Here is a 14,387-nt window from a genome sequence, read left to right on the forward strand (position 1 = left end):
AACCGACCTGAATTTGATGTCGGCTGTGCTGGCCTCTTCGGGGGTAAACCCGCTCCCAAAGGTACCTCACATGTCTTGGGCAATGTGGGATCTCTGTGGGAGCGGGTTTACCCGCGAAGAGGCCGGGCCTGCAAACCTTACATCTGGGTAAACCTGCCCAGCCGCTGGCGCAGCATGCTGTTCTCGCTGCGCAACTGCTGCACTTCCTGCAACAGCTCCAGCGCCAGCGCCACCCCTTCCCACTCCAGTTCCAGCTCCTGGTGCAGCTTCGCCGCGCGCTTGGCCACCAACGGCGCCTGATCGTCGAACAACCAGTCCTCAGGCGTTCGCCCGGAGGGTTCGACAATGCCGTGTTCGACGATCTCGATCACGCAGTCCGCCGTGACATCGGCTTCCTGACACAAAGTACGCATGTCCAGTTGAACGATCAGGGTGCTGCTCATGATCACTTACTCCATTGTGTCCTCGGGTTGAACGCCGCTTTCTCGGAAAGCTTGGTCCACAGTTCGCGGGCAGCCTCGTCGGAGGTCGGCGGCATGACCACTTTCAGTTGCGCATAAAGGTTGCCGCGCTCACCGCTCTTGTTCGCCAGGCCCTTGCCCGGTACGCGCAGGCGCTGGCCGCTCTGGCTATCGGGACGGATGGTCAGGTTGATCTTGCCTTCCAGGGTCGGCACGGCCACCTTGGTGCCCAGGGCCGCCTCCCACGGTGCCAGCGGCACAGTGATGATCAGGTCATGGCCTTCGACATCGAACAGCGGGTGCGGTGCCATGCGAATGGTCAGGAACAGGTCACCATTGGCCCCGCCACCGCTGCCCGGCGCGCCTTGCCCCTTCAGGCGGATACGCTCGCCGTCGGTTACGCCGGCCGGAATCTTCACGTTCAGGGTCTTGGTGGTGAAGCCGGTGCGTTGGCCCAAGGCATTGGTTTGCGGCACCTGGAAGCTGATCTGCTTGGACTCCTTGCTCAGGGTCTCTTCAAGGAACACCGCCAGTTCAAGCTCCACATCCTGCCCTCGCCTGCCGGCACTGCGTTGCTGCTGCCGGGCGCCACCGAAGGGGTTGCCACCCCGCCCACCGAAGACCGAACTGAAGAAGTCGGAGAAGTCGCCGCCCTCGAAGCCGCCGCCACCGCCGCGGCTCTCCCAGCCCGGTGGTGCCTGGAACGGCCGGCCATGTTGGCCGCCGTACTTGCGAATTTCGTCGAACTCGGCACGTTTTTGCGCGTCGCCCAGCACTTCGTAGGCCTCGTTGGCCTCCTTGAACTTGTCCTCGGCGTCGCGCTCCTTGCTGACATCGGGGTGATACTTGCGCGCAAGCTTGCGGTACGCGGCCTTGATCGCCTTCTCGTCCGCCGTGGGCTCTACGCCGAGTATCTTGTAATAGTCTTTGAAGTCCATCTGTGGATCACCAATGTGAATGTGCGTGTTGCAACAGAAGATAGGGGTCAAGCATAGCCTTTCAAGACCGCCTTGGGTTTGCGCCATGGCAGACGACTGGTCTTGATTCTGTAGCCAAGTGGCATAAACTGCGCGGCCGTTTTCCTTCCGGAAGCTGATTTCCCATGTCTGACGTATCCCCGGCCCGCGCCTTGGGCATCGACTTTGGCACCTCCAACTCCACGGTCGGCTGGCACCGCCCTGGCGTGGAGTCGCTGATTGCCCTGGAAGACGGCAAGATCACCTTGCCCTCGGTGGTGTTCTTCAATATCGAAGAACGGCGCCCGGTGTATGGCCGCCTGGCACTGCATGAATACCTGGAAGGCTACGAAGGCCGCCTGATGCGCTCGCTGAAGAGCCTGCTGGGCTCCAAGCTGATCAAGCACGACACCAGCGTGCTGGGCAGCGCCCTGCCGTTCAAGGACCTGCTGGGCATGTTCATCGGCGAGCTGAAAAAGCGCGCCGAGGCTGCCGCTGGCCGTGAGTTCGACCAGGTGGTGCTGGGCCGGCCGGTGTTCTTCGTCGACGAAGACCCGGCTGCCGACCAGGAAGCCGAGGACACCCTGGCCGATGTGGCGCGCAAGATCGGCTTCAAGGATGTGTCGTTCCAGTACGAGCCGATTGCCGCGGCCTTCGACTACGAGTCTGGCATCAGCCGTGAAGAGCTGGTGCTGATCGTCGACATCGGCGGCGGTACCTCGGACTTTACCCTGATCCGCCTGTCGCCCGAGCGCCACCTGATCGCCGAACGCCAAAGCGACATTCTCGCCACCGGCGGGGTGCACATCGGCGGTACCGACTTCGACAAGCAGCTGAGCCTGCAGGGCGTGATGCCGCTGTTCGGCTATGGCAGCCGCATGAAAAGCGGCGCGCTGATGCCCACCAGCTACCACCTCAACCTGGCCACCTGGCACACCATCAACGCCCTGTACTCGCAGAAGTCGCAGTTGGCGCTGGGCAGCATGCGTTATGACATCGAGGACAGTTTTGGCATCGACCGCCTGTTCAAACTGATCGAGCAGCGCGCCGGGCACTGGCTGGCGATGGAAGTGGAAGCCAGCAAGATCGAGCTGACCGAGCAAGACAGCCGCCACATCGACCTGCGCCGTGTCGAGCCCGAACTGACTGCCCAACTGACCCGTGCGCTGTTCGAAGAGGCGATCGAAGGTTTGCTGGAGCGTGTGCGCGGCAGCGTGACCGAGCTGCTGGCCAAAGCTGGCGTGAGCGAAGGCCAGGTTGACACAGTGTTCTTCACGGGCGGTTCCAGCGGCATTCCGGCGCTGCGCAACAGTGTGTCGGCGATGTTGCCGAATGCGCGGCATGTGGAAGGCAACATCTTTGGCAGCATTGGTAGCGGGTTGGCCATCGAAGCCCGCAAGCGTTACGGCGCTGCCTGATTCATCTCTATGGCCTGGACTGGCCTCTTCGCGCTTCAGCTCACTCTTCAGGTAGGCATAGTAGATCGGCCCCGCCACCACGCCGGGCAGCCCGAATGCCGCCTCGAACACCAGCATCGCCAACAGCAGTTCCCATGCCTTGGCACTAATCTGCCCGCCAACAATCCGCGCGTTGAGGAAGTACTCGACCTTGTGGATGACGATCAGGTAGCCCAGTGCCGCCGCCGCCACCCAGATCGACAGCGACAAGCCGACGATGGTGATCAGGGTGTTGGACATCAGGTTGCCGATCACCGGCAGCAAGCCCAGCAGGAAGGTCAGCACGATCAGCGTCTTGGTCAGCGGCAGGTGCACGCCGAACAGCGGCATCACCACCGCCAGGAAGATGCCGGTAAAGGCCGTGTTGAGCAGCGAGATCTTGATCTGCGCGAACACGATGTTGCGAAACGCCTTCACCAGCAGGTTCAGCCGCTCGAACAGCGCTGCCGCCAGGGGCTTGCGCCGGGAAACATCGGGAATACGCTGCAAGGCGATGATCGCGCCGAGGATCATGCCGATCAGCAGCGTCACGAACATGTGCGCCATGCCCTTGCCCACCAGTTGCAAGTCGCTCAGGTGGCTCTTGATCCAGTCACCGATGGCCACCTTGAACTCAGCGGCACTGGCGGGCAGGTAGCCCTCGATGAAGGGCGGCAGCTGACCGCGGGCACGCTCGACCAGGGCCATGAACTTGTCCAGCGAGGCGCCCGGGTTTTCCGCCTCGTGCAACAAAAAGCTGAAGGCACCGGCAATCAACAGCGTCAAGGTAATGACCACCAGCGTACCGAGCAGCGCCACGGCCAGCCAGCGCGCGCGTTGGCCGGCCAGCAGCGGTTGCAGGCGCGGGGTCAGCATGTTGACCAGTTCGAACACCAGCAGGCCGGCCAGCAGGCTGGGCAACAACTTCAAGGGCAAAGCCAGCAGCAGGCCCGCCATGACGATGATCAGGCTGGCCAGAGTGATCTGACGGGGGGTAAAGGTCATACAGCCTCGACGGCAGACAGCGGGAATGCCCGCAGTCTGCCAGCCTTGGCGGCGCAGGCATAGGTCATTTCTTCTTCAGGCAGTCGCTCATGTACGCCTTGCGCTCGTCACCCTTCAGGGCTTTGGTGGTGGCGTCGGCGTTGCAGGTCTTCATCTTTTCTTGCTGGGTTTGTGGCACGTCCTTCTTCAGGCAAGTGCTCATGAACGCTTTGCGCTCATCGCCCTTGAGGGCTTTGGTAGTAGCGTCGGCATTGCAGGTTTTCATCTTTTCCTGCTGCGCCGTATTGGCCGCGAAGCCCTGGGCACTGAACAACACAGCCAACGCCAGCAATGGAATTTGCAGCACTTTCATGGAGTGGTCTCCTTGGCTCCGTGCCCGACGCACGGGGGTCGAGCTGAGTGTAGCCAAGAATTTCAGCGCCCCGCCCGTGCCTGCCGGCGGTACTGCTCGGGCGTGCACTGGGCCTGGCGCTGAAACATGGCGATGAACGCCGACGCGCTGCTGTAGCCAAGGTCGAAAGCAATGGCCTGAATCGGCAGGCCAGCCTCCAGCGCTTCGATGGCCCGCAGAAAACGCAGGCGCAGGCGCCATTCGCCAAAACTGATGCCCAGTTCGCGCAAGAACTGGCGGGCCAGGGTGCGTTCGCTGACATGCACACGGGCGGCCCAATCGGCCAGCGGGCGATTGTCACCGGGCTCGGCACCAAGGCCGTCGAGTACCTGGCGCAGGCCATCGCTGTGGGCAAACGGCAGGTAGCAGGCCTGGGTGGGCGCCAGCAGCAACTGGTCGAGCAGTACCTGCACCAGGCGCTGGTCGCGCTCGTCCTCGGCCACCTTCAGGTCACGCCGGGCGAAGTCGCCAAGGATGGCCTTGAGGATATCGCTGATCATCAGGCTGCACGGTTGCTGCGGCAGGGCTGTGCACAGGCTGCGGTCGAGATAGATGGAGCGGTAGACGATGGCCTGCGGGTTGTAACAGCCATGCGCGGTGTCGGGCGGTACCCAAACGGCGTATTGCGGCGGCGACAGGAAACGCTGGCCGGCCACATCCAGGTGCATCACGCCATGAGCCGAGTAGTTGAGCTGGCCCCAGGCGTGGCAGTGCAAGGCGCTGTGGGTGTCGGCAACGAACTCGTCGTGGCGGAAGTACACCGGGGCCGGCAGTTGGGTGAATTGGGGGATATCGAGGTATTTGCGCGGCATGCTGTCTGCTTTGCGGGGTGGGTTGTCTGGATAAGAGTATAGGCTTGTGGACAGACAGTTGATAATGACTGGCACCGGGGCCTGCAGTCACATCGAGCCCCTGTAGGAGCAGCCTTGTGCTGCGAAGAGGCCGGCACTGCCATGAAAGATCTTTCGCCTACACAGGCCCTTTCGCAGCGCAAGGCTGCTCCTACAGGGACCGCGCAAGCAGTACGACTCGCCCCAAAACCGCCATACCGAGTACCTGCTACATGAATTACCTGTTCCCCCTCACCGCCATCCTCATCTGGGCCGGCAACACCGTGGTCACCAAGATGTCCGCTGGCGCCATCCACCCTGCCGAAATCGGCTTCTACCGCTGGCTGCTGGCCGGCTTGCTGTTCACGCCGTTCCTGCTGCCCGCCGTGTGGCGCAACAGCGCAGCCATTCGCCCGCACCTGGGCAAAGTGTTCGTGCTGGGCGTGCTGGGCATGGCGATGTACCAGAGCCTGGCCTACTTCGCCGCGGGCATCACCAGCGCCACCAACATGGGCATCATCCTTTCGCTGATGCCGTTGATGTCGCTGGCGCTGTCCATCGCCTGGCTGGGCCAGCGCCTGAGCTACGGCGCCCTGCTGGGCGCGGTGGTGTCATTCTTCGGCGTGCTGGAAGTGGTCAGTGCCGGGCACCCCGCCAGCCTGCTGGAACAGGGCCTGAACAGCGGCGACCTGCTGATGCTGGTGGCCACCCTGGCCTACGCGCTTTACAGCTTCCTGCTGAAGAAATGGCAGTTGCGCCTGCCACCGCTGCAGTTGCTGTACTTGCAGGTGCTGGTGGCAATCGTGGTGCTGCTGCCGCTGTACCTGCTGTCGGAAAAGACGGGCCTGAACAGCCATAACATCGGCCTGGTGCTGTACGCCTGCGTGCTGGCCTCGATGATCGCGCCGCTGCTGTGGATGCAGGCCGTGCACCGCCTGGGCCCAAGCCGCACCACGCTGTTTTTCAACCTGCTGCCGCTGGTCACCGCGCTGATCGCCGCCGTGGTGCTGGACGAGCAACTGGCCAGTTACCACTTGGTCGGCGGCGTGCTGACCCTGGTCGGTGTGGTGCTGGCTGAGCGCTGGACCACGCCGATACGCCGCTAAAGCCCGGCTGCCTTGAGCCGGGCTGCATGCTCGGTGAACAGCCGCACCGGCTCGGCGCCCTTGCCCACGGCGCCGAGCGACTGGTTGACAATATCCAGGTGATCAAGTGGATAGTCATCGCCGATCACCTGCCCCAGGTGCGAACTGAAACGCCCGACCATGCCGTCGCACTGGCCCTTTTCCTTGACGAAGCTGCGCGCGAACAGGCGGCAGAAGCGGTTGCTGCCGTCAAAGCGGTTGCGTCCCTGGTCAGTCAACCCGGGCTGCAACGTGCCGGACCACGAGTAGTAGCGCACGCCATTGACCTCATAGGCCCCTTCCCCGCCCCAGGTGTTCGGCAGGCCCTGTGGATAAGCCTGGTTGAACAGCGTGACCCCGGCGCTGGTCAGTGCCTGGTGCGAGGCATGCACATCAACCGGCAGCGGGTCGCGGCGCCAACCGGTTTCCAGCCACACCAGCAACACGGCAAAGCCATGCAGCACGGCCTTCAGGATCCGCCCTTGGGGTGAATGGCCCGGTGCCGTGCGCTCAAGGTGGTCGGCCAGTTCCGAGCCGTGATTGGGGCCGGCCACCGAGGTGACCGAAGCCACCCGACCAGGCCGCTTGGCCGCTGCGTAACGGGCGCTCAGGGCACCCTGGCTGTGGCCGATGAGGTTGACCTTGTCGGCGCCGGTGCGCTGGCAGATGTCTTCGATGATCGCCAGCAACTGCTCGCCGCGCACCTCGCTGGAATGCAGCGGCGAAACCTGCACCGGGAACACCTGCGCCCCGCCCTTGCGCAGGGCCGGCACGATGCCGAACCAGTAGGGGTAGAGCACTACCCGGACAAACCCGAGCATGCCCGGCACCAGCACCAACGGGTATCGCGTGGCCAATTCCTGCTGCATTGCCCCAGCCCCTTTCCGTGGACGACCGGCCAACACTACAGCGCCAATCATGACCATCGCAATCGAACTCCCGGCGCGCGCTGTGGTTCCAAACCACACAGACCCTTTGCAAGGAGCGGGACCATGTACAAGCAGACCCTGGCAATCCTTCTGGCAAGCGCCACCCTGGCCGCCTGCGGCAGCCGCCCGGAAAACCCGGTGGACTACGTCACCTACCGCGACGAACCGCTGGTCAAGCAGGTGGAGCACGGCATGACCATGCAGAAGGTCATCGCCATCGGCGGCAGCCCGTCGAACGTGATCGACCTGCCGCACGGGGGTACCTGCAACGACTACATCCTCAACCGCGACGGCAAGCAACAGCCCTACTACGTGCGCTTCGATGCCACCGGCCACGTCGATGCCAAAGGGTTCAAGACCTGTAAACAACGCCAAGAGGACAGCGACGCCGTCCCCGGCGCGTGAGCCTGCGTCCCCACCCTGCCCCTGATATGCCTGGAGATAAACATGAGCAATGTTGAACTGACCGATGTGAAAACCCTGCGTGAACGTGCCCGCCAGCATGTGGAGCAAGGCGCGGTGACCGAGGGTTACCACGCCGACCGTCAGGAAATCCTGCGCCTGCTGAATGAATCGCTGGCCACCGAGCTGGTCTGCGTGCTGCGCTACAAGCGCCACTACTTCATGGCCAGTGGCATCAAGGCCAGCGTGGCTGCCGAGGAGTTTCTGGAGCATGCAAACCAGGAAGCTGAACATGCCGACAAGCTGGCCGAGCGCATCGTGCAGTTGGGCGGCGAGCCGGATTTCAATCCCGACAACCTGACCAAGAATTCCCATGCCCAGTATGTGGCGGGGAATTCGTTGAAAGAGATGGTGCTGGAAGATTTGGTGGCAGAGCGGATCGCCATTGATAGCTACCGCGAGATCATTCAGTACATCGGCGACAAGGACCCGACTACGCGGCGCATCTTTGAGGACATCCTGGCGCAGGAAGAAGAGCACGCGGACGACATGTCCGACCTGTTGCAAGGGCTGTAATCGCAAGGGGCTGCTTTGCAGCCCATTCGCGGCACAAGGCCGCTCCTACAGGGGTAAGCGATCCCTTGTAGGAGCGGCCTTGTGCCGCGAATGGGCCGCAACGCGGCCCCCTTCACTTCTTGCCTTTCACTTCAGCCGGCGCCTTGCCCGCCTTCATCTGCTGCAACAGCGGCGTGCACTGGTTGGGATCATCCCCGCTGCTGGGCGCAATCAGCGCCAACAACCCCGCGGCCGGCCCGGCCACCACCCCCAGCGTCACCATTCCCGCCCCGCGCAATGCCAGCGGCAACGCCTGCACGCCGGCATTGGGCTTGGCAAACGGCCCACGCACATACAGCGGCGAACGCAGCGAGAACAGACGCAGCCCTTTCGATTCCGGAGTGATCTTCAAGTCCAGCTGCTCGCTGGCGAAGTTGGCGGTGCCGTTGATGTAGATGATCGCGTTCTCAGTGTCGAAGATGAACAACCGCGTAGTCGCCAAGCCATCCTTGAGCCCGACATCGGCCGCTGCGCAATTGATCTTCACATCCTCATCACCAAACAGCTTGCCGACCACATAGTTGCCCACGTTCAAGCCGGCGATCTCCATCAGGCTGCGGCTGATCGCGCCATCGTTGATCAACATGCGCAGGTCGCCATTGGCCGTCCCCAGCAAGGCCGCAACCGAATTACCGCGGCCGCTGATGTCGGCATCGCCGTTCAGCTCGCCAAAGCTGGTCTGCATCGGCGCGAAAGTGGGGAACAGCTGCTTGAGCTTAAAGCCCCGGGCAGTCAGCTGGGCGCGGCCCTGCAAAGGCACGCTGCGACCGTCCAGGCGGATTTTGGAGGCCAGGTTGCCGCCGGCTACGCCAAACCGCAAGGGCTCCAGGCGCAAAAGCCCGTCTTCGAGCATCACATGGGCCGACAGGTCATTGAACGGCAACTGGGTGCTGTGCACGATGCGCTTGCCGGCAAAGGTGACGTCGGCGTCCATCGCGCGCCAGCGCTCTGTGCGGAATTCTTCAACCGGCAGCACCTTGCCCGTTGGCTGCTTGCTGGCACCACCACGGGCCTTCTGCTCGGCGTTGGAGTCGGCGCCGATAAGTGGCGCCAGGTCCTTGAACAGCAACTGGTTGGACACCAGGTTGCCAGACAGCTTGGGCCGTGGCTGGCTGGCGACAAAAGCCAGGTCACCGTGGATGTCGCTGTCACCGATCTTGCCGTTGAAGCCCTGGTAGTTGAACGTCGCGCCTTGCGGCGCATGCAGGTTGGCGCTGAGACGACCGTCGGTCGAGTAGGCCGGGGTGTCTGGCAGAGTTACCCCGGTCAATGGGTAAAGGTTGCCCAGGCTGGCACCGGACAGGCGCAGGCGCAGATCGAGCGCGCCGAGGTTGCGCGGGTCAGTCAGGGTGCCGGCGAGCACCACATGGGTGTCGGCGATGCGCACGTCGGCTTGCAGCGGGAACGGTTGGCTGGCGTCCTGCAGGGCCAGCAGGCCGCCGATCTTGCCGGTGCCGGACACCGGCTGGCCTTTGTAACGGCCTTGGGCCTTGAGCCCGAAGGCGTAGTCCTGTGCACCGCCGGCCTTCTCGGCGCTGGCCTTGCCGACAATGTCGCTGAACGGGATCGGCTTGCCCAGCGGGTCGATCTGCACCTTCATGCTGGTTTTCAGGGTCTGGTCGTCGAAGCTGACATTACCCTGGTCGAAACCGATCGCACCGATGTCCAGCTGCCAGTTGGACGGTTCTGCGTTTTCATCCTTGGGGCCGAAGTCGAACGTCCAGTTGGCACGGCCATCGGCCAGGCGAGTGAGGCTGGCAGTGGGTTTGGTCAGGTCGATGCGCGGGATGCTGATCTGCTGGAACAGCAGCGGCAACGGCGCCAAGCGGAACTCCACGCGCTCCAGGCCGACCATCTTCGGTTCCTTGAGCCACTCCGGGTTGCCCAGGGTCAGGTCCTCGGCAATGAAATGCGGCCATGGCACCCAGGCACGCCAGCCACCCTCTTCAGGCTCGGTGCGCCAGTGCACGGCCAGGTTGCCGTTGATTGCGAAGGGCCGGTGCAGGGCCTCGGAAACCTTTTCGTTGAGCAGGGGCTTTACGCGGTTCCAGTCGAAGGTAGCGATCACCACCACCAGAATCGCCAGCAGGGTTAACAGGGTGGCGAGGGCCCAGAGGAGGATTCTGGCGGGACGCGTCATTGCGTGATTCTCCTTGCGGCATGGCACAAAACGGGTGCAGCTATGGCAGTCAATATGTCGGACTGTGGAAAACCCGTGGGGTTTTATCGAGACCGCCATGATAGCGAAGTTTTCCTGGCGCTTTGCTCAGCAATACGTCGCGTCAGGCGCTGCCTGCTACCCGGCAACAGGGCCTTCACTTCATCCTCAGCCGACCTGTAAAGCGCTTTCCAGAGCGGTTGCCAACCTCTATCAATGCGGTCGATTGTTACCATTACCCGTATGAACTTCTCTCTGGCGTTACCGAGCGTAGCATTGGCTCCGTACCCACTTTCCAGCCCCCCGAGAGGAGCACCTAAATCATGAAACGCCACCTGCTGACCCTGACCCTGTCCATTCTGGCTGCCAACGCTTTCGCCCTGCCAGCCGACGAACAACACCTGACCGCCGAATCCCGCTCCAGCGCTGCCGAAATCGCCCAGCCGCTGAAAACCGTTGCCGAAGGGGGTTCTGACCGCCTGATCGAACGCAGTGGCCGTGTTGCCGAAGGTGGTTCTGATCGCCTGATCGAACGCAGTGGCCGGGTTGCCGAAGGTGGTTCTGATCGCCTGATCGAACGTAGTGGCCGCGTTGCCGAAGGTGGCTCGGATCGCCTGATCGAACGTAGTGGCCGCGTTGCCGAAGGTGGCTCGGATCGCCTGATCGAACGCAGTGGCCGCGTTGCTGAAGGTGGCTCGGATCGCCTGGTTGAACTCAGCCGAGTGAGCTGATCACCATGGCCGAAAAGAACAACCTGAGTCACAACGCGTGTTCCCCTCCAGGCCCGGTCCATTGACCGGGCTTTGTTTTTTTATCTAGAGTGCCCAGCCTTACCGTCACAGAAGCCCGCACCATGCTGCCGCGCGCCGAACAGAAACTACAGACCCGCCAGGCCCTGCTCGATGCCGCCTGCCTGCTGATGGAGAGTGGCCGTGGTTTCGGCAGTATCAGCCTGCGTGAAGTGGCGAAGACGGCCGGCATCGTGCCCACCGGCTTCTACCGGCATTTTCCCGACATGGACGCCCTGGGCCTGGCCCTGGTGGCCGAAATCGACACCACCTTCCGCCAGACCATCCGCCTGGTGCGCCAGAACGAATTCGAACTGGGCGGCATCACAGACGCTTCGGTGCGCATTTTCCTCGACGTGGTGGCTGCTCACCGCGCGCAGTTCCTGTTTCTGGCCCGCGAGCAATACGGTGGCTCACAGGCCGTGCGCCAGGCCATTGCCCGCCTGCGCCAGGACATCAGCGACGATCTGGCCACCGACCTGGCGCGCATGAAGCGCTGGCAGCACCTGGACAACGCCGCGCTGGCAGTGATGGCCGACCTGGTGGTGAAGACCGTGTTCGCGACCCTGCCCGAGCTTATCGACAGCCCCGATTCAAGTTATCCACAGGCACTGACGGCGCAGGAAAAGATCACCCAGCAATTGCGCTTCATCTTCGTCGGCGCGCGGCATTGGCAAGGGCTCGGCAACCCGGGCTGATGGGCCGGCACAGGCTACTGAAAACGCCAGTTCTGCTACCATGGCGCCCTGCCCGACAGCGACGAGCGCCGAAATGTCCGACCCCCGCCACACCCCGCCTGAACTGGCCCGCTTCAACCAGCACTTCGCCGAATGCATCGTGCCGTTGTGGCAAGGTCCGGGCTGGAATGCCGACCTGGCCCTGCCCTACGAGGCGCTGGACGCCAAGCACCAGCCGTTGCCGGCGCAGCGCTACCGGGCCATGGCCTGCGCACGCCAGCTGTACCTGTTCAGCAGCCGTATCGGGCAACCGGGCGCTGCCGAGCGCGCGGCGGCGTTGTTCCGCTCGCTGCAAAAGCACTTCCACGATGCCGAGCACGGTGGCTGGTTCTACAGCATCGATGCCCAAGGCAAGCCGCTGGACCGGCGCAAGGACCTGTACACCCACGCGTTCATCGTCTTTGCCTGCGCACACTACTGGGGCAAGGTGCGCGAAAGCCTGGTGGAATCCACACTGAACGCCGCGCTGGACATCATCGACCAGCAATTCGCCCGTGACGACGGCCTGTACGAGGCCAGCCTGGGCGAAGACTGGGCTGACCTGGGCAGCGGCCCGCTGCAGAACCCACAGATGCACTTGGCCGAGGCGTTCCTGCAGGTGCTGGCGGTGCGCGCTGATGAACATACCCAGCAGTCGCTGCTGCAGTTGTGTGAAGCGCTGCAGGCGCACTTCGTCGAACCGGCCCATGGCCTGATGCTGGAAAAGCCACGCGGGGCTGTGGATAACTGGTTCGAGCCGGGGCACCAGTTCGAGTGGTTCTACCTGCTGCACACCTCACCGCTGCTGCGTGACACGCCACTGCATGCGTCCATCGTCCGGGCTTTCGGCTTTGCCGAACAGTACGGGGTGAAAGAGGGAGCAGTACTGGCGATGCTGGATGTGGATGGGCGGGTGCTGGATGCCACGCAACGCATCTGGGCACAGGCGGAGTACCTGCGGGCGCTGGTATTACGCGCGGGGAGTGAGGCGAAGCTGGTTGACCAGCTGCAGGCGCTGCAAGCGCGGTTCTTGCGCGAAGCGGGCTGGTATGAGTGCCGGGATGGTGAGGGCAACGTCAGCCGGCATGATATGCCATCGACTACGCCCTACCATTTGGCGACTTGCCTGGAAGGGTTGCAGCGCCTGAACTGACGCTTTCGCAGCACAAGGCTGCTCCTACAGGGATAGCGGTGCGTGAAACCTGCGCAATGCCTGTAGGAGCAGCCTTGTGCTGCGAATGGGCCGCAAAGCGGCCCCGCTTTCCTGAATCAGCCCTTGACCGAACGGTCGATGGAGAACCCTGCCCAATCCTGGCTCACCGGCATCAGCTCCAGGCTGTTGATATTGATGTGCGCCGGCTGGTTGAGGATCCAGAAGATGGTCTCGGCAATGTCCTGCGGCTGGATCGGCTCGGCACCCGCGTAAGTGGCGTCATACTTGGCCTGGTCACCGCCGAAGCGCACCAGCGAGAACTCGCTCTCGCACAGGCCTGGCTCGATGTTGCTCACGCGCACGCCAGTGCCGCGCAGGTCGCAGCGCAGGCTCAACGAGAACTGGCCGACGAAGGCCTTGGTGCCGCCATACACGTTGCTGCCCGGGTACGGGTAGTTGCCCGCCACAGAACCTACGTTGAGGATCGACGCGCCGCGACCGTGGGCGATCAGGCGTGGCAGCAGCAGGCGGGTGGTGTACATCAGGCCCTTGATGTTGGTGTCGACCATGGTTTCCCAGTCGTCCAGGCTGCAGTTCTGCGCCGCATCCACACCCAGTGCCAGGCCGGCGTTGTTGACCAGGCCGCGAATCTTCTCGAACCCGGCCGGCAAGCTGGCGATGGCCTGCTCCATGGCCTTGCGGTCACGCACATCGATCACCAGGCCGTGTACTTCGGTCTTGGCCGACAGCTCGGCGCACAGGGCATCCAGGCGCTCCTTGCGGCGGCCAGTGAGCACCAGCTTCCAGCCAGCTTCGGCAAAGCGGCGGGCGGTGGCCTCGCCGAAACCGGAAGTGGCGCCAGTGATGAATACGGTGGACGTCATGCTCTGTTCCTCACGGTAGGTTGTCATCGGCAGCTTTGCAGCATGCCCGCGCGGCGCGCTGGCAGCAAGCCGTTCGGGGCGCTGGCAGCAAGCCGTTCGGGGCGCTGTACATTTTTTGTTCATATCCGGCAAACCCTTGCGGCAGAAGGCTCGGCGCCAGCTATGCGCATGTTATCCACAAGGCTTTCCCCACGGATTGGGGGCAACTCGTCCACAGTGCGGAACCCTTTCAGCGTTGTGTGGTCGGTGGATATCTTCTCGGTGAGGATGCAAAGCTTTCAAGCATGCTGCCTGCAGCAGTCTGTCCAAGGTTTTCCCACAGAGTTATCCACAGCTTTGGCGCTGATTTCGAGGTGCTTTCGGGTCTGTGAAAAAGCTTGAAAAGTCATCCACAGGAAGGATGTGATCAAAAAATGATCGCATCGCTGCAGGGCACGGTATCAGAGGGCTGGAGCGAGATGCCACCATGTTTTCCACAGGCGGTTCCACATTATCCGTGGACAAGATCAAGCCTGTGGAAACAAGGGCTTGCAAGGGAG

The 14,387-nt window shown here is 62.9% G+C and carries 14 protein-coding genes and 1 pseudogene; 7 read left to right on the forward strand and 8 right to left on the reverse strand.

Annotation, left to right across the window (positions count from 1 at the left end):
• Positions 1-137: 137 nt before the first annotated feature.
• Positions 138-443, reverse strand: a complete 306-nt coding sequence (locus ACN6NG_RS26900) for a chaperone modulator CbpM (protein WP_019473593.1) — start codon at positions 441-443, stop codon at positions 138-140.
• A gap of 2 nt (positions 444-445) precedes the next feature.
• The gene (cbpA, locus tag ACN6NG_RS26905) at positions 446-1,399 is read right to left on the reverse strand and encodes a curved DNA-binding protein (RefSeq protein WP_016501847.1); all 954 of its coding nucleotides are present in this window, start codon (positions 1,397-1,399) and stop codon (positions 446-448) included.
• Positions 1,400-1,563: 164 nt separating this feature from the next.
• Here cbpA and ACN6NG_RS26910 point away from each other — a divergent pair, with 164 nt between their 5' ends.
• Positions 1,564-2,835 carry an Hsp70 family protein gene (locus ACN6NG_RS26910; protein ID WP_243055578.1) on the forward strand — a complete coding sequence of 424 codons (1,272 nt, stop codon included), beginning with the start codon at positions 1,564-1,566 and terminating at the stop codon, positions 2,833-2,835.
• Positions 2,836-2,865: 30 nt separating this feature from the next.
• On the opposite strand, the pseudogene ACN6NG_RS26915 reads toward ACN6NG_RS26910, so the two are convergent.
• The 3 genes and pseudogenes from ACN6NG_RS26915 to ACN6NG_RS26925 form a co-directional block, all read right to left on the reverse strand.
• Positions 2,866-3,858 (reverse strand): annotated as a pseudogene (locus tag ACN6NG_RS26915) (AI-2E family transporter); the annotation flags it as partial.
• Positions 3,859-3,922: 64 nt separating this feature from the next.
• Positions 3,923-4,210: a PsiF family protein gene (locus tag ACN6NG_RS26920; RefSeq protein ID WP_016501850.1), complete on the reverse strand. Its 288-nt coding sequence runs from the start codon at positions 4,208-4,210 to the stop codon at positions 3,923-3,925.
• Between the two features lie 62 nt (positions 4,211-4,272).
• Positions 4,273-5,061, reverse strand: a complete 789-nt coding sequence (locus ACN6NG_RS26925; RefSeq protein ID WP_063423434.1) for an AraC family transcriptional regulator — start codon at positions 5,059-5,061, stop codon at positions 4,273-4,275.
• A gap of 251 nt (positions 5,062-5,312) precedes the next feature.
• On the opposite strand from ACN6NG_RS26925, the gene ACN6NG_RS26930 reads away from it, so the two are divergent.
• Entirely contained in the window at positions 5,313-6,185 is an 873-nt protein-coding gene (locus ACN6NG_RS26930) for a DMT family transporter (protein WP_474317083.1), read from the forward strand.
• On the opposite strand, the gene ACN6NG_RS26935 is transcribed toward ACN6NG_RS26930, so the two are convergent.
• On the reverse strand, positions 6,182-7,072 hold the full coding sequence (locus ACN6NG_RS26935) for an alpha/beta fold hydrolase (protein WP_474317086.1): 891 nt from the start codon (positions 7,070-7,072) through the stop codon (positions 6,182-6,184). The two genes, ACN6NG_RS26930 and ACN6NG_RS26935, sit on opposite strands and share 4 nt — an antisense overlap.
• A 123-nt stretch (positions 7,073-7,195) precedes the next feature.
• Here ACN6NG_RS26935 and osmE point away from each other — a divergent pair, with 123 nt between their 5' ends.
• Complete coding sequence (gene osmE / locus ACN6NG_RS26940; RefSeq protein WP_016501854.1) at positions 7,196-7,537, forward strand: osmotically-inducible lipoprotein OsmE; 342 nt, start codon at positions 7,196-7,198, stop codon at positions 7,535-7,537.
• Between the two features lie 42 nt (positions 7,538-7,579).
• Positions 7,580-8,110, forward strand: coding sequence for a ferritin-like domain-containing protein (locus ACN6NG_RS26945; RefSeq protein WP_049274600.1), 531 nt, complete (start codon positions 7,580-7,582; stop codon positions 8,108-8,110).
• A 112-nt stretch (positions 8,111-8,222) separates the two neighbouring features.
• On the opposite strand, the gene ACN6NG_RS26950 is transcribed toward ACN6NG_RS26945, so the two are convergent.
• On the reverse strand, positions 8,223-10,289 hold the full coding sequence (locus tag ACN6NG_RS26950; protein ID WP_474317090.1) for an AsmA family protein: 2,067 nt from the start codon (positions 10,287-10,289) through the stop codon (positions 8,223-8,225).
• Positions 10,290-10,630: 341 nt separating this feature from the next.
• On the opposite strand from ACN6NG_RS26950, the gene ACN6NG_RS26955 reads away from it, so the two are divergent.
• The 3 genes from ACN6NG_RS26955 (at position 10,631) to ACN6NG_RS26965 (ending at position 12,964) form a co-directional block, all read left to right on the forward strand.
• The gene (locus ACN6NG_RS26955; RefSeq protein ID WP_063423431.1) at positions 10,631-11,038 is read left to right on the forward strand and encodes a hypothetical protein; all 408 of its coding nucleotides are present in this window, start codon (positions 10,631-10,633) and stop codon (positions 11,036-11,038) included.
• Between the two features lie 122 nt (positions 11,039-11,160).
• Entirely contained in the window at positions 11,161-11,793 is a 633-nt protein-coding gene (locus tag ACN6NG_RS26960; RefSeq protein WP_258654158.1) for a TetR family transcriptional regulator, read from the forward strand.
• A gap of 73 nt (positions 11,794-11,866) precedes the next feature.
• Positions 11,867-12,964, forward strand: coding sequence for an AGE family epimerase/isomerase (locus ACN6NG_RS26965; RefSeq protein WP_474317093.1), 1,098 nt, complete (start codon positions 11,867-11,869; stop codon positions 12,962-12,964).
• A 116-nt stretch (positions 12,965-13,080) separates the two neighbouring features.
• On the opposite strand, the gene ACN6NG_RS26970 is transcribed toward ACN6NG_RS26965, so the two are convergent.
• Positions 13,081-13,848 (reverse strand): SDR family oxidoreductase, encoded by a 768-nt coding sequence (locus ACN6NG_RS26970; protein WP_063423429.1) that lies wholly within the window; start codon positions 13,846-13,848, stop codon positions 13,081-13,083.
• Between the last annotated feature and the right edge of the window lie 539 nt (positions 13,849-14,387).

The organism is Pseudomonas sp. TSO6, from assembly GCF_056098905.1.